20 protein-coding genes are annotated in these 18,822 nt (G+C 65.9%); 18 read left to right on the top strand and 2 right to left on the bottom strand.

Annotated features, from left to right (window positions below):
* Positions 1–31 precede the first annotated feature (31 nt).
* The 10 genes from GGD66_RS05005 (at position 32) to surE (ending at position 9,034) form a co-directional block, all read left to right on the top strand.
* A complete protein-coding gene (locus tag GGD66_RS05005; RefSeq protein WP_183257006.1) occupies positions 32–1,615 on the top strand; it encodes an SPOR domain-containing protein in 1,584 nt (527 codons plus the stop codon).
* 46 nt (positions 1,616–1,661) lie between these two features.
* The gene (nagZ, locus tag GGD66_RS05000; protein WP_183257005.1) at positions 1,662–2,690 is read left to right on the top strand and encodes a beta-N-acetylhexosaminidase; all 1,029 of its coding nucleotides are present in this window, start codon (positions 1,662–1,664) and stop codon (positions 2,688–2,690) included.
* Positions 2,687–3,526, top strand: a complete 840-nt coding sequence (locus tag GGD66_RS04995) for a ScpA family protein (protein ID WP_018317872.1) — start codon at positions 2,687–2,689, stop codon at positions 3,524–3,526. Before nagZ ends, GGD66_RS04995 begins: the two co-directional genes overlap by 4 nt.
* Positions 3,527–3,547: 21 nt before the next feature.
* Positions 3,548–4,312, top strand: a complete 765-nt coding sequence (scpB, locus tag GGD66_RS04990) for an SMC-Scp complex subunit ScpB (RefSeq protein ID WP_177237162.1) — start codon at positions 3,548–3,550, stop codon at positions 4,310–4,312.
* Between the two features lie 167 nt (positions 4,313–4,479).
* The gene (locus GGD66_RS04985; protein ID WP_018317874.1) at positions 4,480–4,713 is read left to right on the top strand and encodes a twin-arginine translocase TatA/TatE family subunit; all 234 of its coding nucleotides are present in this window, start codon (positions 4,480–4,482) and stop codon (positions 4,711–4,713) included.
* 90 nt (positions 4,714–4,803) lie between these two features.
* Positions 4,804–5,298 (top strand): Sec-independent protein translocase protein TatB, encoded by a 495-nt coding sequence (tatB, locus tag GGD66_RS04980; protein WP_018317875.1) that lies wholly within the window; start codon positions 4,804–4,806, stop codon positions 5,296–5,298.
* Complete coding sequence (gene tatC / locus GGD66_RS04975; RefSeq protein WP_018317876.1) at positions 5,295–6,113, top strand: twin-arginine translocase subunit TatC; 819 nt, start codon at positions 5,295–5,297, stop codon at positions 6,111–6,113. The genes tatB and tatC overlap by 4 nt, the downstream gene beginning before the upstream one ends.
* Before the next feature lie 213 nt (positions 6,114–6,326).
* Positions 6,327–7,658 carry a serine--tRNA ligase gene (gene serS / locus GGD66_RS04970; protein WP_179736574.1) on the top strand — a complete coding sequence of 444 codons (1,332 nt, stop codon included), beginning with the start codon at positions 6,327–6,329 and terminating at the stop codon, positions 7,656–7,658.
* 150 nt (positions 7,659–7,808) lie between these two features.
* A complete protein-coding gene (locus GGD66_RS04965) occupies positions 7,809–8,171 on the top strand; it encodes a hypothetical protein (protein WP_092257836.1) in 363 nt (120 codons plus the stop codon).
* A 95-nt stretch (positions 8,172–8,266) separates the two neighbouring features.
* Positions 8,267–9,034, top strand: coding sequence for a 5'/3'-nucleotidase SurE (gene surE, locus GGD66_RS04960; protein WP_018317879.1), 768 nt, complete (start codon positions 8,267–8,269; stop codon positions 9,032–9,034).
* A gap of 3 nt (positions 9,035–9,037) precedes the next feature.
* Here surE and GGD66_RS04955 read toward each other — a convergent pair whose 3' ends face one another.
* Positions 9,038–9,409, bottom strand: coding sequence for a response regulator (locus GGD66_RS04955; protein WP_008547195.1), 372 nt, complete (start codon positions 9,407–9,409; stop codon positions 9,038–9,040).
* Between the two features lie 228 nt (positions 9,410–9,637).
* Here GGD66_RS04955 and GGD66_RS04950 point away from each other — a divergent pair, with 228 nt between their 5' ends.
* Together GGD66_RS04950 and GGD66_RS04945 are read left to right on the top strand one after the other, a co-directional pair.
* Positions 9,638–10,288 carry a protein-L-isoaspartate(D-aspartate) O-methyltransferase gene (locus GGD66_RS04950; protein WP_183257004.1) on the top strand — a complete coding sequence of 217 codons (651 nt, stop codon included), beginning with the start codon at positions 9,638–9,640 and terminating at the stop codon, positions 10,286–10,288.
* A 109-nt stretch (positions 10,289–10,397) separates the two neighbouring features.
* The gene (locus tag GGD66_RS04945; RefSeq protein ID WP_183257003.1) at positions 10,398–11,798 is read left to right on the top strand and encodes a LysM peptidoglycan-binding domain-containing M23 family metallopeptidase; all 1,401 of its coding nucleotides are present in this window, start codon (positions 10,398–10,400) and stop codon (positions 11,796–11,798) included.
* Positions 11,799–11,975: 177 nt separating this feature from the next.
* Here the strand turns inward: GGD66_RS04945 and GGD66_RS04940 are convergent, their stop codons facing one another.
* Positions 11,976–12,968 (bottom strand): ATP-binding protein, encoded by a 993-nt coding sequence (locus tag GGD66_RS04940; RefSeq protein ID WP_183234353.1) that lies wholly within the window; start codon positions 12,966–12,968, stop codon positions 11,976–11,978.
* A 182-nt stretch (positions 12,969–13,150) separates the two neighbouring features.
* Here GGD66_RS04940 and yajC point away from each other — a divergent pair, with 182 nt between their 5' ends.
* Genes yajC through GGD66_RS04910 form a run of 6 tightly spaced genes read left to right on the top strand, consistent with a single transcriptional unit; the run spans position 13,151 to position 18,812 of the window.
* A complete protein-coding gene (gene yajC / locus GGD66_RS04935) occupies positions 13,151–13,525 on the top strand; it encodes a preprotein translocase subunit YajC (RefSeq protein WP_183257002.1) in 375 nt (124 codons plus the stop codon).
* Positions 13,526–13,572: 47 nt separating this feature from the next.
* A complete protein-coding gene (gene secD / locus GGD66_RS04930) occupies positions 13,573–15,177 on the top strand; it encodes a protein translocase subunit SecD (RefSeq protein WP_018317883.1) in 1,605 nt (534 codons plus the stop codon).
* Positions 15,178–15,187: 10 nt separating this feature from the next.
* Entirely contained in the window at positions 15,188–16,207 is a 1,020-nt protein-coding gene (gene secF, locus GGD66_RS04925; RefSeq protein WP_018317884.1) for a protein translocase subunit SecF, read from the top strand.
* A gap of 60 nt (positions 16,208–16,267) precedes the next feature.
* Complete coding sequence (locus GGD66_RS04920) at positions 16,268–16,651, top strand: Mth938-like domain-containing protein (RefSeq protein WP_018317885.1); 384 nt, start codon at positions 16,268–16,270, stop codon at positions 16,649–16,651.
* Between the two features lie 7 nt (positions 16,652–16,658).
* Positions 16,659–17,522 (top strand): phytoene/squalene synthase family protein, encoded by an 864-nt coding sequence (locus GGD66_RS04915; RefSeq protein ID WP_183257001.1) that lies wholly within the window; start codon positions 16,659–16,661, stop codon positions 17,520–17,522.
* Positions 17,523–17,567: 45 nt separating this feature from the next.
* Positions 17,568–18,812, top strand: coding sequence for a threonine ammonia-lyase (locus GGD66_RS04910; protein WP_183257000.1), 1,245 nt, complete (start codon positions 17,568–17,570; stop codon positions 18,810–18,812).
* Positions 18,813–18,822 lie beyond the last annotated feature (10 nt).

The following is an 18,822-nucleotide window of genomic DNA, read 5'->3' as shown; positions in this document are numbered from 1 at the left end:
CGCGGCTTTCCCGAAGGGACGCATCATCACGATGGCCGAACGATATCAGGACAGACCGTTTCCCTCCGACGACTATGGTCGCGGTGGCGCCCAGCATGGCAAGGCGGAAAGCGATCCCTTGGCCGAGCTCGCCCGCCTGATCGGACAGACCGATCCGTTCGCAGCTCAGGGGCGGCCCGGCGCACATCCGCCGGCAGTCCCTGCGCCCGCACAGAGCTATCAGGACGACGACTATCGGCAAGCGGATCGGCAGGACGATTATCAGCAGGACTATGCCGAGCAGGCCCCGCCGGCGCAGCCCGGGCCGCCCTCATGGATGCGGCGCGCCAACGTGCAGCCGCAGCCGGCGCCAGCTCCCGAGCCCGACTATCCCGTGTCCGTGAACCCGGTCCATCCGTTGCACCGCTATTCAGCCCAGCCCGCCGCGCCCGAGCCTGAACTTCATCAGCCGCAGGCTTATCAGGATCACGCCTATCCGGCGCAGTCCTACCAGGATCAGGCCTACCAGCAGGATCAGGCTTACCAGCAACACGCCTATCAGGAGCCGCATCAGCAGCCCGATCCGGCGCGTTACGACGATGCGCTCTATGGCCGGCTGGAGGCAGGCGAGCAGGACTATCAGCGCGATCCGGCCTATCCCGACGATCCCTACGCGTATCAGAGCGACTATCCGGAGGCGGAGCCCGAAGAGCCCAAGAAGCAGCGCGGCGGCATGATGACGGTCGCTGCGATCCTGGCGCTTGCCGTGGTCGGCACCGGCGCCGCCTTCGCCTACAAGACCTATGTCGGATCGCCCCGCAGCGGTGAGCCGCCGATCATCAAGGCCGACAACACTCCGACCAAGATCGTACCCGCGCCGTCGGATTCCTCGGCCAAGGTGCCGGATCGCATGGTGAGCGGCGATGGCACCGAGAAGATCGTGCCGCGCGAAGAAGCGCCGGTCGACGTCAACGCCAAGGCGGGTGGTCCTCGCGTGGTGTTCCCGCCGCTGAACCAGAACGCGAACCCGCCCTCGGTGGCGAGCGTGTCGCCGTCTGCGGTACCGCCGCCGAGCACGGGCGCGAGCAACGGCACGATGTCGAACAGTTCGCCGCGCCCGATCAGGACTGTCGCCGTGAAGGGCGATCAGACCGATAGCGCCACGCCGCAATCGGCCGCCGCCGCCAAGCCGACGGCTGCGCCGAAGCCTGTTGCCGCGCCCGTGGTGCCGCCGGCACCGCGCAATCCGCCGACTTCGGCCAATGCCAGCGCCAACCAGCCGATGTCGCTGGCGCCGCAATCGGTCCCGGCGGCCGAACCGCCGCAGCGGATGGCTGCGACCACCCCGACGCAAATCGCGCCCGCCAGCAGCGGCGGTGGTGGCTACATCGTGCAGGTCTCCTCGCAGCAGAGCGAGGATAGCGCGGCCGCGTCGTACCGCGTGCTTCAGAGCAAATATGGCAGCGTGCTCGGCTCCCGTTCGCCGGTGATCAAGCGCGTCGACCTCACCGACAAGGGCAAGGGCGTCGTCTACCGCGCCTTCGCTGGTCCCTATGGTTCGGCCGAGGAGGCGACGCACGCCTGCAACAGCCTGAAGTCTGCAGGCTTGTCCGCCTGCTTCGTCCAGAGGAATTAACGGCCGTTTCCTTGACCCCCTCGCGGGTCAGGGTTAATCGGCCGTTATGAGCACGCGGGCCTTCATTACCGGTGTATCCGGAACGGAACTGACCGCCGTCGAGCGGGAGTTTATCCGCGACCAGCGCCCATGGGGCTTCATTCTCTTCAAGCGCAATGTCGCAACCCCAGCTCAAGTCGCTGCATTGGTTGCGGAATTGCGGACGGCGGCGAGTGCCGCCGACGCACCTGTCCTGATTGATCAGGAGGGCGGACGGGTGCAGCGCCTGGGTCCGCCGCACTGGCCGGTCTATCCGCCGGGCGCCGTTTTCTCGACCTTGTACGACACTGATTCGGCACTCGGGCTCACCGCGGCGCGCTTGTCCGCCCGTCTGATCGCAGCCGATCTTGCCGATCTCGGCATCACCGTGGATTGCCTGCCGCTCGCTGACGTGCCGGTCGAGGGCGCCGATGCGGTCATCGGGAACAGGGCTTATGGCACCGAGCCCGGCAAGGTCGCAGCGATTGCCCGCGCGGTCACCGAGGGCCTGGAGCAGGGCGGCGTGTTGCCGGTCCTCAAGCACATTCCCGGCCATGGCCGGGCCACTGCCGACACCCATTTCAAGCTGCCGACGGTCGATACGCCGAGGGGAGAGCTGGAACGGACCGACTTCGCCGCGTTCAAGCCGCTTTCGGACCTGCCGATGGCCATGACTGCACATGTTGTGTTTAGCGCGGTCGACCCCGCCCATCCGGCGACGACATCTGCGACAATGATTGCTGACGTGATTCGCGGCGCAATCGGGTTCCAGGGTTTGTTAATGAGTGATGACGTGTCGATGAACGCGCTGTCGGGGAATATCGCCGAGCGGACCCGCGCCATCTTCGCGGCCGGCTGCGACATGGCCCTGCATTGCAACGGCAATATCGAGGAGATGCGCGAGGTCGCCGGCCAGACACCTGAGCTGTCGGGCCGGGCGCTGGAGCGGGCGAACGCCGCGCTTGCCGCGCGCAAGGCGCCGCAACCGCTCGACCGCGTCGCCGCACGCACTGAGCTGGACGCATTGATCGCACGGGCAAACACGGCTTCCGCATGACCGCAGAAATTCTATCTTTCGAAACCGGGCGGCCCGCAGAGCTCGCCGAGGGTGAGCCGGCGTTGGTAGTCGACGTCGAGGGCTATGAGGGCCCGCTCGATCTGCTGCTCGCGCTGGCGCGGCAGCAGAAGGTCGACCTCGCCAAGATCTCGATCCTGGCGCTGGCCGACCAGTATCTCCACTTCATCGAAGCCGCGCGAAAGATCCGGCTCGAGCTTGCCGCCGACTACCTCGTCATGGCGGCATGGCTCGCCTTCCTGAAGTCGCGCCTCTTGCTGCCCGAGCCGCCGAGCGCGGAGGGCCCGAGCGCCGAGCAGATGGCGACCGCGCTCGCCAATCGACTGCGCCGGCTGGAGGCCATCCGCGAAGCCGCCAACCGGCTGATGAACAGGCAGCAATTGCTGCGCGACATCTTCCCTCGCGGCGAGCCCGAGCAGATCGCCGAGATCAAGCACCCGAAATACACGGCGACGCTGTACGATTTGCTCACCGCCTACGCCTCGCAGCGCCAGTCGCGTGTGCTGGCGAGCGTGCATCTGGCCAAGCGCACGGTCTGGTCGCTCGCCGAGGCGCGCGCCACGCTGGAGCGGCTGGTCGGCAGCATCAGCGAGCAGGACGATTGGGGCGTGCTCGACGACTTCCTGGTCCGGCACGTCGCCGATCCGACGCAGCGCGCGACGGTGTTCGCCTCGAGCTTCGCCGCCGCGCTGGAACTGGTTCGCGAAGGTCAGCTCGAGCTGAACCAGAAAGAGGCGTTTGCGCCCATCTATTTCCGGAAGGGGCGCCCCAAACCGGTGCCGGACGCAGCTCCTGCGCCTGATGCGCCGGTCGGTTAAGTGCAAGAAGGAGAATCTGCCATGGCAAGCCTGGCTGAAGTGCGGATAGAAGAGGCCGAGCCGATGGAGAACGAATCTCAGGCACGTCCCGAGGAATTGCGGCTGCTGGAAGCGCTGCTGTTCGCTTCGAGTGAACCGCTGGATACCGCGACGCTGGCCAAGCGCATGCCCGAGGGCGTCGACGTCAAGGCCGCGCTCGAGCAATTGCAGGCCGACTATTCCTTGCGCGGGGTGAATCTCGTTCGCATCGCCAACAAATGGTCCTTCCGCACGGCGGGCGATCTCGCCTGGCTGATGACGCGGGAGAGCACCGAGACCCGCCGCCTGTCGCGTGCGGCGATCGAGGTGCTGGCGATCATCGCCTATCACCAGCCGGTGACGCGCGCCGAGATCGAGGAGATTCGCGGCGTGGTCACCTCGAAGGGCACGCTCGACGTGCTGCTGGAGACCGGCTGGATCAAGCCGCGCGGCCGCCGCAAGACGCCCGGCCGTCCGCTGACCTTCGGAACCACCGAGGACTTCCTGTCGCAGTTCACCCTGGAACAGCTCGGAGATCTGCCGGGCCTCGAGGAGCTGAAGGGCACGGGCCTGCTGGATTCGCGCCTGCCGACCGGATTCAGCGTGCCGACGCCGTCGGACGACCCGCAGCTCCGCGAAGACGAGGATCCCTTGGAACCGGGCGAGGACCTCGATCTGGCGCTGGCGCCTGCGGTCGAGCCCGAGACCCCGGAAGAGGCGCCGCAGGGCGGCAATGAGGGGGGCGGTGAAGGCGGCACCGAAGAGTGAGGCCTTTGCGTTTTACCGGTGCCCTGCGACCGGTTAACACTAGCAAGATTACGTAGTGCCAACAGCGAATTGGCGCTGCCTAGGTCCTTGTTTTTGAGACCTGCCAAGCCTAGGTTTCGGTGAAGATCGGCCGGGTCCCCGGCCATGCGCGTTTGGAGGGTTGCAGGATGGGTTCACTCAGCATTTGGCACTGGATCCTGGTGATCGCAGTGGTCCTGCTGCTGTTCGGCCGCGGCAAGATTTCGGATCTGATGGGCGACGTGGCGCAGGGCATCAAGGCGTTCAAGAAGGGCATGCAGGACGACGACAAGCCCGCCGAGAAGCCCGAGCCGGCCAAGTCCATCGAGCACAATGGTGCGCCGACCGCGGCGCGGTCCGACGTCGGCAGCAAGGCCGTCTGAGCCGGAAGAAGCACGCGAGACGCGGGGTGCGGCCCGATCCTGCGCGCAAGGGATTGGGCCGGCTGCGGCTTCGCGTGAACGGAAGACCTCATGTTCGACATCGGGTGGAGTGAACTGGTCCTGATCGGGGTCGTGGCCCTGATCGCCATCGGCCCGAAGGAGCTGCCGGGCGTGCTGCGCATGGTCGGCCAGTGGATGGGCAAGGCCCGCAAGATGGCCGCCGAATTCCAGGGCCAGTTCCAGGAAGCGATGCGCGAGGCCGAAATGGCCGACCTCAAGAAGAGCTTCGACGAGGTCAAGGAAGCCGCGACCAGCTTCAATCCGCTGACCTCGCTGCAGAAGGACGTCAGCGACGCGCTCCGTGTCGATGCGCTGGACAAGCCGGCAGAGACGTCGACCACAACGGCGGTCGAACCGCCGGTAACACCAACCACCCCGGAAGCGCCGACGCCTGCGACCTTCATTGAAGCCGAGGCGCATGCGGCCGCCAACGAGCCGCTCGCGATCACCCGTGAGGTCGAGCAGGCACCGGTTGCGCAGGACACCGCGCCATCCGAAGCGATCAAGGACGCCAAAGCGTCATGACCGACGCCGATATCGAGGCCAGCAAAGCCCCGCTGATGGACCATCTGATCGAGCTGCGCTCGCGGCTGATCAAGGCGCTGCTCGGCTTTGGCATTGCGTTCATCTTCTGCTTCTTCTTCGCCAAGCAGATATTCAACGTGTTGGTATGGCCTTACGTCCTGGCCGTCGGCGATCCCGCAAACGCCAAGCTCATTTACACTGCGTTCCTTGAATATTTCCTGACCCAGCTGAAGCTGGCGATGTTTGGCGCGGCCTTCATCTCGTTCCCGATCGTGGCGGGGCAGGTCTACATGTTCGTGGCGCCCGGGCTCTACAAGCACGAGAAGCAGGCCTTCCTGCCGTATCTGGTCGCGACGCCGTTCTTTTTCGTGCTGGGTGCGGCGCTGGTCTATTTCGTTGTGTTCCCGATGCTGGCGCGCTTCTCGCTTGGCATGCAGCAACTCGGCAGCGACGAGACCGCAAAGATCGAGCTGTTGCCGAAGGTCGGCGAATATCTGTCGCTGATGATGTCGCTGATCTTTGCCTTCGGCATTGCCTTCCAGCTTCCGGTGATCCTGACGCTGCTTGGCCGCATCGGCATCATCACCTCGAAGATGCTGCGCGAGAAGCGGCGCTATTTCATCGTCATCGCCTTCGTCATCGCGGCGGTGCTGACGCCGCCCGACGTGATCAGCCAGTGCTCGCTGGCGATTCCGCTGATGGCGCTCTATGAGGGCTCGATCATCGCGGTGGCGATGGTGGAGAAGAAGGCCGCCGCCGCGGCGCAGGCCGCCACCGGCACCGACGTGTCGACGCCGGCCAATCCGGCGGAGTAGGGCGCCGCCCCACGCTCCGGTGTCATTCCCCGCCTTGTGCGCAATTGCGCACTGGTGCGGGGAATCCAGTACGCCGCGGCCCCTCGGAGAATCACCACCGTCTCTGGAATACTGGATCATCCGCCTTCGCGGATGATGGCAGCTGTGCTAGGGGACGCGCTGACGTACAACGTTTGCCGTTGTCTGTTTACGCGCCGATCCAGGACCACAGCCATGCACGACATCAAATCGATCCGCGACAATCCGCAAGCCTTCGACGCCGGCCTCGCCCGGCGCGGCCTGAAGCCGTTGTCGGCCTCGCTGCTCGCGATCGACGAGACGCGGCGCGCGGCGATCCTGGCGTCCGAGCAGGCGCAGGCGCGGCGCAACGCGGCGTCCAAGGAGATCGGCGATGCCAAGAAGGCCAAGGACGAGGCGCGCGCGGCCAAGCTGATGGCCGAAGTCGCCGAGCTCAAGACCACGATGCCGCAGCTCGAGGCCGCCGCCAAAGCCGCCGATGAGGAGCTGACCAAAGAGCTGTCCGCGATTCCGAACATTCCGTTCGACGAAGTGCCCGATGGTGTCGACGAGCACGGCAACGTCCAGCACCACGTGTTCGGCAACAAGCGCAACTACAGCTTTGCGCCGAAGCTGCATGACGACCTTGGCACGGCGCTGGGCTACATGGATTTCGAGGCGGCGGCAAAACTCTCCGGCGCGCGGTTCGTCGTGCTGAAGAAGGCGCTGGCGCGGCTCGAGCGCGCGCTCGGACAATTCATGCTGAATCTGCACGTCGACGAGCACGGCTATACCGAGATCAATCCGCCGCTGCTGGTGCGCAACGAGATCATGTTCGGCACCGGCCAATTGCCGAAGTTCGAGGACGATCAGTTCTGGGCGATCAAGGGCGAGCTGCTTGCCTCGCCCGACCAGGAGCGTCTGCGGACTGAGCGCCTCGGCCTGATTCCGACCGCGGAAGTCTCGCTCACCAACCTCGCGCGCGAATCCATTCTTGACGAGAAGCAACTGCCGATGCGGCTCACTGCGCTGACGCCGTGCTTCCGCGCCGAGGCGGGCGCTGCCGGGCGTGACACGCGCGGCATGATCCGCCAGCACCAGTTCACCAAGGTCGAGCTGGTCTCGATCACGACGCCGGAGGTGAGCAAGGACGAGCTGGAGCGGATGCTGTCCTGCGCCGAGCAGGTGCTGCAGCGGCTCGGCCTGCATTATCGCGTGATGACGCTTTGCGCAGGAGATATGGGTTTCTCGTCGCAAAAAACCTATGACATCGAGGTCTGGATGCCGGGGCAGGGCGAGGGCGGGGCATTCCGCGAGATCTCGAGCTGCTCGGTCTGCGGCGACTTCCAAGCCCGGCGCATGGATGCGCGCTCGCGCGGTCCCGACGGCAAGCCGCGTTTCGTCCACACGCTGAACGGCTCGGGCACCGCGCTCGGCCGCGCGCTGATCGCCGTGATGGAGACCTATCAGCAGGAGGACGGCTCGATCGCAGTCCCCGACGTGCTGCAGCCCTATATGGGCGGCGTGAAGGTGATCGGGCGCGACTAAAGCGTTTTCGGGCGAAGTGGGGACCGGTTCGCGTCAAGAAAACGCGTCAAGACGAGAATCGCGTTGCCCGTCTGAAATGCTGGAAACGATCGGTTGCGAAGATCTGGCGGCCGGCTATCCTGCCGGCCCCGCAACGCGAACCCACCGTTCATGGCCTTGCACCGCGACATCTTCTGGGTCGGCCGACAATGGGCGGTGACGGGGGCGGGCATCCAGGCCGTCGATCAGCGCCTGCGGGGCGTGCTCGACATCGAGATCGCGCGGCTCTGGGACGAGGATCTCGTGCAGAGCCGGCGGGCCAAGCCCGGTGTGAATGCTGCCGACTTCGACAACGCGCTGACGGTGGCGCGCGAACGCTTTCCGCAGACGCCGGAGCCGGATGCGTTCGTTGCGCAATTGGAGGCGCTCGGCGTGATCGAGGCGCCGATCGTCAGTCCGGCGGTACCCGCGATGAGTCTGCGTGCGGAGGGGCGGCTGGCGCGCTTCCTTCCGCAATGGCGCATCCGCCGGTAGGACGTGGCCGGGAACCTCCGATCAGCCGGTTTGCCTGATCGGCCGGAGCCGGATAAGACCGCTCAGACCCCGTTTTTTTGGAATCGACCCTTCGCATGCGCATTCTCTGTACCAATGACGACGGCATCCACGCCCCCGGCCTCAAGGTCGTGGAGGAGATCGCGCGCGCATTGTCCGACGACGTCTGGGTGGTGGCGCCCGAGCTCGACCAGTCCGGCGTGTCGCATTCGCTGTCGCTGAACGATCCCTTGCGCCTGCGCGAAGTCGGTCCGCGGCACTTTGCCGTGCGCGGCACGCCGACCGACTGCGTCATCATGGGCGCGCGCCATATCCTCGGGGCCAAGCTGCCCGACGTCGTGCTGTCCGGGGTCAACAAGGGCCGCAACGTCGCCGAGGATGTGGTCTATTCCGGCACCATCGCCGGCGCGCTGGAAGGCACCATCCTGGGCTTGCCCTCATTCGCGCTGTCGCAGGAGTTCAGCGTCGAGACCCGCGAGCGCCCGCCGTGGGACACCGCCCGCAAGTTCGGGCCCGACATCCTGCGCAAGGTGATTGCCGCGGGCATTCCGAAGGACACCGTCATCAACGTCAACTTCCCGTCCTGCGCGCCCGAGGATGTGCTGGGCATCCGCGTCACGCGCCAGGGCAAGCGCAATCTCGGTTTCCTCAGGATCGACGAGCGCCAGGACGGCCGCGGCAATCCCTATTTCTGGATCGGCTTCGAGCGCGCCGCGATGATGGACACGCCGGCGGACGGCACCGATCTGGCGGCGCTTCGCGAGCGCTACGTCTCGGTCACGCCGCTCAGGCTCGACCGTACCAACGAAGCGTTTTCGGAAGAGCTCAGCGCGACGCTGAAATAGCGGCTAGCCGCCGCGAAGTGCGGCTTCGATGGTCTTGCCGAGTGCGTCGAGCTGGAACGGCTTTTGAAGCGCCGGCCGGTCGCGGTACTGCTCGGGCAGGCCGGAGGAGCCGTAACCGGTGGCGAAGATGAACGGGCAGCCTTTCGCCTTGATCACATCGGCGACTGGCGAGATCACCTTGCCGTTGACGTTGACGTCGAGAATGGCGATGTCGAACTCGGTCGCCTGGGCGAGCCGCATGGCCTCGGTGATGTCGCCAGCCTCAGCTGCGACCTTGTAGCCGAGCTCTTCGAGCATGTCCGCGACCATCATCCTGATCATCACCTCGTCCTCGACGAGAAATACAGAGCGGCCGGAAAGCCCTGTCGCGGTCATAGTTGAGTCCCTTGCCCATTGCCAAAAACGTTCGCAGATAACACGAATTGACGCAATGCGCGTTTCGACGAACGGATACCTGAAAATGGTCATCGCGGCTCGCCCGTGGCAAGCCAATTTGTGGTCAAATGCTCCAGGCGAAGGTTATCATGGGTTCCTGAGCAGGAACACGATTCTTGCGCCCGGGTTTAACGTCCACTGGCCCCGGCAAGGCAGCACAAGCAGGCAATGACCTCCCATCAGCATCCGCCGGAAAAGATGATGTTTCAGCTCACGCTGAGGCGTCGGGGCATCAGCGATCAGGCGGTGCTGCGAACCATGGAGGAGGTGCCGCGCGAGCTTTTCGTCGACGAGGCCGATCGCGACGGCGCCTATCGTGACAGCGCGCTGCCGATCGCCTGCGGGCAGACCATCAGCCAGCCCTTCGTCGTGGCCTACATGACCGAGCAGCTCCAGCTCCAGAAGCGGCATCGCGTGCTCGAGATCGGGGCAGGTTCCGGCTATCAGGCTGCCGTGCTGTCGCGGCTCGCCGGCCAGGTCCTGACAGTCGAGCGCTACCGCAAGCTTGCCGATACGGCACGCGCCAGGCTCGAAAAGCTCGACTGTCACAATGTCGAGGTGATGCTCGGCGACGGTCTCAATCTGCCGCCCAATATAGGCCCGTTCGACCGCATCATCGTCACCGCCGCGGTCGAGCAGCTTCCGGACAATTTGGTCGAGCGGCTCGAGGTCGGCGGCATCCTGATCGCGCCGGTCGGCCCGCATCAGGGCGTGCAGACGCTGATCCGCCTGACCCGCACCGAAGCCGGGATCGAGCGCAAGGAACTCGTCGAGGTCCGCTTCGTGCCGGCACTGCCCGGGGTGGCGCGGGAGCTGTAGATTTCCGGATCGGCTGCGCCGCCAACATCTTATTGGGAGGGTTAAGCCGTTATTTACTCGGCGCGTGTTTACTTAAAACACCAGTTCTGTTGCGTACGAGTGAGTAACCATGTCCGTCGTCGCCGAGTTGCTTTACTCGCGCCGCGTACCGCAGGTCGCGGTGCTGGCGCTGATCTCCTTCAGTTTCGCAGGATGCAGCGCCGACATGTCGTCGCGGCTGTCCCAGTCGAACTTCTCCAACCCCTTCTCCTCTGACCAGACCGGTTCGGTGCAGCAGGCCCCGCCGCCGCAGCAGCGCGAGCTGCCGCAATATTCGCGGCCGCAGACGCAGCCCGGCTATTATCAGTCTCAGCCCTTGCCGCCGCCGGCGGTGTCCCCACCGCAATCCTATCCCGTCACGGGTGGTGGTGGCGTGTCCGGAGGCGGGCGCGGCGTCAGCTCCTACGCGCCCCCGACGCAGCCGCATCTTGAGACCACGGCCACCGTGCCGCCGCGTTCCGTTGCCGCGGCTCAGCCGGCCGGAGGCACCAAGATCATCGTCGGCACCAGCGACACGCTCGACGTGCTCGCCAAGCGTTATCGTGTCACGCCGCAGGCGATCCTTGCCGCCAACGGCTACAAGGGGCCGCGTTCGCTCTCGCCCGGCCAGCAGCTGATCATCCCGCATCCGGCCACGGCCGCTGCACCCGCGCCCGCGTTGGCTCCCGTCGCTGCGGCTCCCGCGATGGCGCCTGCAGCCAAGCCGGTTGCGGCCATTGCGGCGCCGCCGAGCACCCACTTCGTCAACCACGGCGACACGCTCGCCAGCATCGCCCGCAAGAACCATATCACGTCGGCCGAGCTCGCCCGTGCCAACGGCCTCGATCCGTCGGCCAAGCTCAAGCTCGGCACCAGGTTGACCGTGCCCGGTGCCAAGACCGCTGCCCTCGCGGCGCCGATTGCGGCGGCTCCTGTCGGGGCTGCTCCGGTTGTCGGCACGCTCCAGCCGGTTGCTGCCGCTCCCGCGCCCGCCACCAAGGTGGCGGCTGTCGCCGCGCCGGTGCAGAGCGCTCGCCTGGCCCAGGCCACGACCAACGTCGAAGAGAAGCCCGCCGAGACCCCGGCGAAAGCTGCGGAGACCACCAGCGCGCTGCCGACTTTCCGCTGGCCGGTGCGCGGCAAGGTGGTCACGAGCTACGGCGCCAAGACCAATGGCAAGTCCAACGACGGCATCAATCTCGCGGTGCCCGAGGGAACGCCGGTGAAGGCGGCGGAAGACGGCGTCGTCGCCTATTCCGGCAACGAGCTGAAGGGTTACGGCAATCTGGTCCTGGTTCGGCACTCCAACGGCTACGTCACCGCATATGCCCATGCGAGTGAGCTGATGGTGAAGCGCGGCGATACCATCAAGCGCGGTCAGGTCATTGCCAAGTCGGGTCAATCCGGGGAGGTGGCGTCGCCGCAGCTCCACTTCGAGATCCGCAAGGGATCGAGCCCGGTTGACCCGCTTCAGTTCCTGAACGGGGCGTGAGGCGCCGCCAGCCCCTCACCACACGAACGGTGTCATCGCCCGCGAAAGCGGGCGATCCAGTATTCCAGAGATAGTTGTGGTTGAGCCGATAGGCTGCGGCGTACTGGATTCCCCGCTCCAGTGCGCAATTGCGCACAAGACAGGGAATGACAGTTGTGAGTGGGGTGAAAGCCAGCCTTACTTCGCCGTCAGCTTCACGCCCAGCCGGCCCGCCAGCTCCTGCACGAACTGCCAGGCGACGCGGCCCGAGCGGGAGCCGCGGGTGGTCGACCATTCCAGCGCCTCGCGCTCCAGCGCCTCATCGTCGACCTCGATGCCGAAATGGCTGCAATAGCCGCGCACCATGGCGAGGTATTCGTCCTGGCTGCAGCGGTGGAAGCCGAGCCACAGGCCGAAGCGATCCGACAGCGAGACCTTCTCTTCGACCGCTTCGCCGGGATTGATCGCGGTCGAGCGCTCGTTCTCGATCATGTCGCGCGCCAGCAGATGGCGGCGGTTGGAGGTGGCGTAGAGGATGACGTTCTCGGGCCGGCCCTCGATACCGCCTTCGAGCACGGCCTTCAGCGATTTGTAGGACGCGTCGTTGCCGTCGAAGGAGAGGTCGTCGATGAACACGATGAAGTGGAAGCTGGCGTCCCGGAGCTTCTCCATCAGCATCGGCAGCGTCTCGATGTCTTCGCGATGGATCTCGATCAGCTTCAGCCTGTCCGCCGGCTTGCGCTCAGCGTTGATGCTGGCATGCGCCGCCTTGACCAGCGACGACTTGCCCATGCCGCGTGCGCCCCAGAGCAGCGCGTTATTGGCGGGCAGGCCGTTGGCGAAGCGCTCGGTGTTCTCCATCAGGATATCGCGCATCCGGTCGACGCCCTTGAGCAGGAACAGCTCGACGCGGCTGACCCGCGGTACCGCCGCGAGGCGGCCGTCGGGGTGCCAGACATAGGCATCGGCCTGCTTGAACGACTCGCGTTCGAGGGCCGGCTTGCCCTGGGCGGACAGGTGCGCCGCAATGGTCTCCAGCGCGCGGACCATGCGCTCCTGGGAGAGGTCTGGGGCCGCCTCGAGGGCTGCCTTGACGGCCCCCTTGGGGCGTTTTGCCGCGACGGGGGCGGGCTTGCGGGCAGGGGTGCGGGGGCCTTTGCCGGCCGGGCTTTTGCTAAGGTTTTTGGGCATGTCCGAAGTTCCTGAGAACGCAGCCTTATCGGGCCTGACGGCGCGCCGCAAGGTGGGTCAAAAGGGCAGTCTGGCAGCGTTGCAATTGGGGCAATGGCCGCTATAGTCCGCGCGAATTTGACCGAACCGGTCGCCTTTGAGGGCCTGACCGGCTTTCCCCCGTTCTCACGAGGATCGTCCGAATGCTGATTACCCCTGCGTATGCCCAGGCCGCGGGCGCCGGCGACACCAACAGCATGTTGATGTCGCTGCTGCCGTTCGCCCTGATCTTCGTGATCATGTACTTCCTGATTCTGCGTCCGCAGCAGAAGAAGGTCCGTGACCACGCCGACCTCGTGAAGAATATCCGCCGCGGCGACACCGTGGTGACCTCGGGCGGCCTTGTCGGCAAGGTCACCAAGGTCGTCGACGACGACCAGATCGAATTCGAGATTTCCGACGGCGTACGCGTGCGGCAGATGCGCCAGATGATCTCGGGCGTGCGCGCCAAGGGCGAGCCGGCGAAGGAATCCAAGGAAAGCAAGGAAGCCGCCAAGGACGACGCCGCCTCGAAGTGAGCGCGTCCGCGAGCATCTCAAGTCTCCTGATCTGACAGGTCCAGTCGATGTTGTATTTCACGCGGTGGAAGGCGCTCGGGATCATCCTGACGGCGCTGATCGTGTGCCTCTGCGCGGTCCCGAACTTCTTCCCCGAGTCGCAGGTCAAGACCTGGCCGGCCTGGGCGCAGCGCCGGCTCGTGCTCGGCCTCGACCTCCAGGGCGGCTCCTACCTGCTGCTCGAGGTCGATTCCAACTACGTGAAGAAGGAACGGCTCGACCAGATCCGCGACGACGTTCGCCGCACGCTGCGCGATGCCAAGATCGGTTTCACCGGCGGCGTCACCGTGCGCAACGACGCGGTCGAGGTTCGCATCACCAAGGAAACTGACGCTCAGGCTGCGCTCGCCAAGCTGCGCGAACTGTCTCAGCCGCTGGGCGGCCTGATGGGATCCAGCGGTCAGCGCGACCTCGAGGTGACCGATGCCGGCGGCGGGGTGATCCGCCTGAGCGTCCCGCAGGCTGCGATCCTCGATCGCCTGCGCAAGACCATCGAGCAGTCGATCCAGATCGTCGAACGCCGCGTCAACGAGCTCGGCACCGTCGAGCCCGTGATCCAGCGCCAGGGCAATGACCGCATCCTGGTGCAGGTCCCCGGCCTTCAGGACCCGACCCGCCTGAAGGAACTGCTGGGCAGGACCGCGAAGATGGAATTCCGGATGGTCGATACCTCCGTGCCGCCGGATCAGGCGCAAGCGGGCAGATTGCCGCCGGAATCCGAACTGCTGATGAGCGCCTCGCCGCCGCCCACGCCCTATGTGGTCAAGAAGCAGGTGCTGGTCGCCGGTGGCGATTTGACCGACGCTCAGGCGAGCTTCGACCAGCGCACGGGCGAGCCGGTCGTCAGCTTCAAGTTCAACACCTCGGGTGCGCGCAAGTTCTCGCAGGCCACGCAGGAGAACGTTGGGCTGCCGTTCGCGATCGTTCTGGACAACAAGGTGATCTCGGCGCCCGTGATCCGCGAGCCCATCACCGGCGGCCAGGGCCAGATCTCCGGCAGCTTCACCGTGCAGTCGGCCAACGATCTGGCGATCCTGCTGCGCGCCGGCGCGCTGCCGGCGCCGCTGACGGTGGTCGAGGAGCGCACCGTCGGTCCGGGCCTCGGCCAGGACTCGATCGAGAAGGGCGAGCTCGCGGCCTATGTCGGCTCGATCCTCGTCATCATCTTCATGCTGCTGACCTACCGGCTGTTCGGGGTGTTCGCCAACATCGCCGTGGCCATCAACGTCGCCATGATCTTCGGCCTGTTGTCGCTGCTCAACGCAACGCTGACGCTGCCCGGCATCGCCGGCATCGTGCTCACCGTCGGTATCGCCGTGGACTCCAACGTGCTGATCTACGAGCGCATCCGTGAGGAGCTGCGCGGCGGCCGCAACGCGATCTCGGCGATCGACGCCGGCTTCAAGCGGGCGCTCGCGACCATCCTCGATTCCAACATCACCACCTTCATTGCCGCCGCGGTGCTGTTCTACATCGGCACCGGCCCGGTGCGCGGCTTCGCCGTGACGCTCGGTATCGGCATCATCACCACGGTGTTCACCGCCTTCACCATGACCCGGCTGATCGTGGCCTGGTGGGTGCGGTGGAAGCGGCCGCAGAGCGTGCCGATCTAGGAGCCTGATCGTGACTCACACCGTTCTCATCGGGCTCGGCGTCCTCATCGCCATTCTCACTGTGGTCGCAGCCCTCGGCCTGTTGCCGTCGTTGCGGATCGTCCCGGACAACACGCATTTCGACTTCACGCGTTTCCGCCGGATCAGCTTCCCGATTTCGGCGGTGCTGTCGATCGTAGCGATTACGCTGTTCTTCACCCATGGGCTAAATCTGGGCATCGACTTCAAGGGCGGCACGCTGCTCGAGGTCAAGGCAAAGTCCGGCACCGCTGACATCGCGGCGATGCGCACCAAGCTCGACGCGCTGGGACTGGGCGAAGTCCAGTTGCAGGAGTTCGGCGGCCCTGAGAACGTCCTGATCCGCGTTGCGGAACAGCCGGGCGGCGACGCCGCCCAGCAGGCTGCGCTGCAAAAGCTTCGTGGCGCGCTCGGCGACAGCGTCGACATTCAGCGTACCGAGGTGCTTGGCCCGCGCGTCGCCGGCGAGCTGCTCGCCTACGGCATGCTCGGCCTGATGCTCGCGATCATCTCGATCCTGATCTATCTCTGGTTCCGGTTCGAATGGCAGTTCGCGCTTGGCGCCATGATCGCCAACGTGCACGACATCGTGCTCACGATCGGCTTCATGTCGATCAGCCAGGTCGATTTCGACCTGACCAGCATCGCCGCGCTCTTGACCATTCTGGGCTATTCGCTCAACGACACCGTCGTCATCTACGACCGCATCCGCGAAATGCTGCGTCGCTACAAGAAGATGCCGATGCCGCAGCTGCTCAACGAGTCCATCAACTCGACGCTGTCGCGCTCGATCATCACCCACTTCACGGTGACGTTGGCGCTGCTGGCGCTGCTCCTGTTCGGCGGTCACGCCATCCACAGCTTCACCGCGGTGATGATGTTCGGCGTGGTGCTGGTCGGCACCTATACCTCGATCTTCATCGCGGCGCCGATCCTGATCTATCTCGGTGTTGGCGAGCATCGCGAGGATGCGCCCGATACGGCTACGCCGGCGAAGAAAAGCAAGGCATGATCCGAACCGCATGCCCTCGCAGGCGTTTGCGAGGGCAGTAAGCCCATTCGGACGAAGCTCATGGCCGGCGATCCCAACGCACCGCATTTCCCGCGCTCGGCGCCGATCGAGGCCTATGGCAAGGGCGGCTTCGCCTTCGCCGGCATGTCGCATCGGGGCTCGCTGCTGTGCCTGCCCGACGCGATCTGGGCCTGGGACGTGACGGATCCCGCGAGGATCGACCGCTATTCGCTGGACCGGGTCTTCACGGCCGCCAACAGCATCGACACCCTGCTGATCGGCACCGGAACCGGGGTCTGGCTGCCGCCGCCGGCGCTGCGGCAGGCGCTCAAGGCGGTGAGGGTGGTGCTGGACACGATGCAGACCGGTCCCGCCGTGCGCACCTACAACATCATGATCGGCGAACGGCGGCGGGTTGCCGCTGCGCTGATCGCGGTGCCATGAACAGCACATGAGCAGCGCCGCGCCGCCGCCCGATTCGGTCACTTTCTGCGCCGATCTCGTGCGCAGCCATGACTTTCCGCGCTATGCCGCAACGCTGTTCGCGCCCGCCGCCGAGCGCCGCGCGCTGCTGGCGCTCTATGCCTTCAATGTCGAGATCGTCCGCGTCCGCGACCAGGTGAGCCAGCCCTTGCCCGGCGAAATCCGCTTTCAATGGTGGACCGATCTGTTTTCCGGCCTGGTGCACGGCAGTGCCGAGGGCAATCCCGTGGCGGCGGAGCTGCTGCGTGCGATCCGCGAGTTCGACTTGCCGGTCGAGCCGCTGTCGCTGCTCATCGACGAGCACCAGTTCGACCTCTACAACGATCCGATGCCGACCATGGCGGCGCTGGAGGGCTATCTGGCCGCGACCTCGTCGGCCTTATTTGGTCTGGCGGCGCAGGTCCTGGGGCCGCCGTCCGGGGCGGTCGAACATCTCGCCCGTCATGCGGGATTGGCGCAGGGCATCGTGCAAATCATCGCGAACCTGCCGCGCGATGCGTCGCGCCGGCAGCTATTCCTGCCGCAACAGGTGCTGGCGAGCCATGGCTGCCAGATGGAGGACGTGTTCGCTGGCAAGGAGACGGCGAGCCTCCGCGCCGTACTGGAGCAGCTTGCAGGCGAGGCGCAGCAGCATTTGACCACGGCCTTGTCGCTGCTGGCGGACGTGCCGGTGCAGGCGCGTCCGGCGTTTCTGCCGCTGAGCCAGGTCAGCGCCGATCTCAAGCGCCTGTCGCAGCCCGGCCGCAATCCGTTTGCGCCGCAGCCGACGTCGCGGCTGCGTACGCTCTGGACATTGTGGCGGGCTTCACGTTCCCGGGAATTTACCAAATAGCGGCTGGCTTATCGCCTCGAGCCGCCGGATGCTCTATGCTGTCCCATGGCTGAGTTGTCCCAAACCACATCGTCCTACCTCAGCGGCTTTCCGGTCGCTCCTGACGACATTCAAGCTGCCGCCGAGACGATCAGGGGCGCCGTCGTCGAGACGCCCTGCAGCTACAGCCGCACGCTGAGCAGCATCTGCGGCTGCGAGATCTGGCTCAAATTCGAGAACCTCCAGTTCACCTCCTCGTTCAAGGAGCGAGGTGCGCTCAACCGCCTCACCGCGCTGACGCCGGAGGAGCGCGCGCGGGGCGTGATCGCGATGTCGGCTGGCAACCACGCGCAGGGCGTGGCCTATCACGCCAAACGGCTCGGCATTCCCGCCACCATCGTCATGCCGGTCGGCACGCCCATGGTGAAGGTCGAGAACACCAGGCATCACGGCGCGGAGGTGGTCGTCACGGGCGCGACGCTGGAGGAGGCGGCCGCGTTCGCGCGCAGCCACGGCGAAGCCAGAGGCATGATCTTCGTCCACCCCTACGACGATCCGCTGGTGATCGCGGGGCAGGGCACGGTCGGGCTGGAGATGATGAGGGCCGTGCCGGAGCTCGACACGCTGGTCGTGCCGATCGGCGGCGGCGGCCTGATCAGCGGCATCGGCATCGCGGCGAAATCGATCAAGCCGTCGCTGCGAATCCTCGGCGTGGAGGCCTGGCTCTATCCCTCGATGTACAACGCCATCCATGCCGGCAATCTGCCGGCGCGGGGCGACACGCTGGCCGAGGGCATCGCGGTGAAATCGCCCGGCAAGATCACCACCGAAATCGTCCGCCGCCTCGTCGACGACATCGCGCTCGTCAACGAAGCCGAGCTCGAGCGCGCCGTTGCGACCCTGATCTCGATCGAGAAGACGGTCGTCGAGGGCGCCGGCGCCGCCGGCCTTGCCGCGCTGATGTCCGATCCGACCCGCTTTGCCGGCCAGAAGGTCGGCCTCGTCCTGAGCGGCGGCAATATCGATACGCGACTGATCGCATCCGTCCTCACCCGCGAGCTGGCGCGCGAGGGGCGGTTGACCCAGCTCTCGCTCGACATTCCTGACAGACCCGGGCAATTGGCCGCCGTCGCGGCCCTCCTGGCCGAAGCCGGCGCCAACATCATCGAGGTTTCGCACCAGCGGACCTTCTCCGACCTGCCGGCCAAGGCCACGCTCCTGCAACTCGTCATCGAGACCCGCGACAGCGCCCATCTCGACGAGGTGATGGCGAAGCTCAGTGCATCCGGACTGAGCGCGCGCTGCACGTAGGGCACGTTGA

Source organism: Bradyrhizobium sp. CIR48, assembly GCF_014198315.1.
Lineage (GTDB): Bacteria > Pseudomonadota > Alphaproteobacteria > Rhizobiales > Xanthobacteraceae > Bradyrhizobium.
Note: the sequence above shows the minus strand (reverse complement) of the source record. Positions and strands in the feature narration are given on the sequence as shown.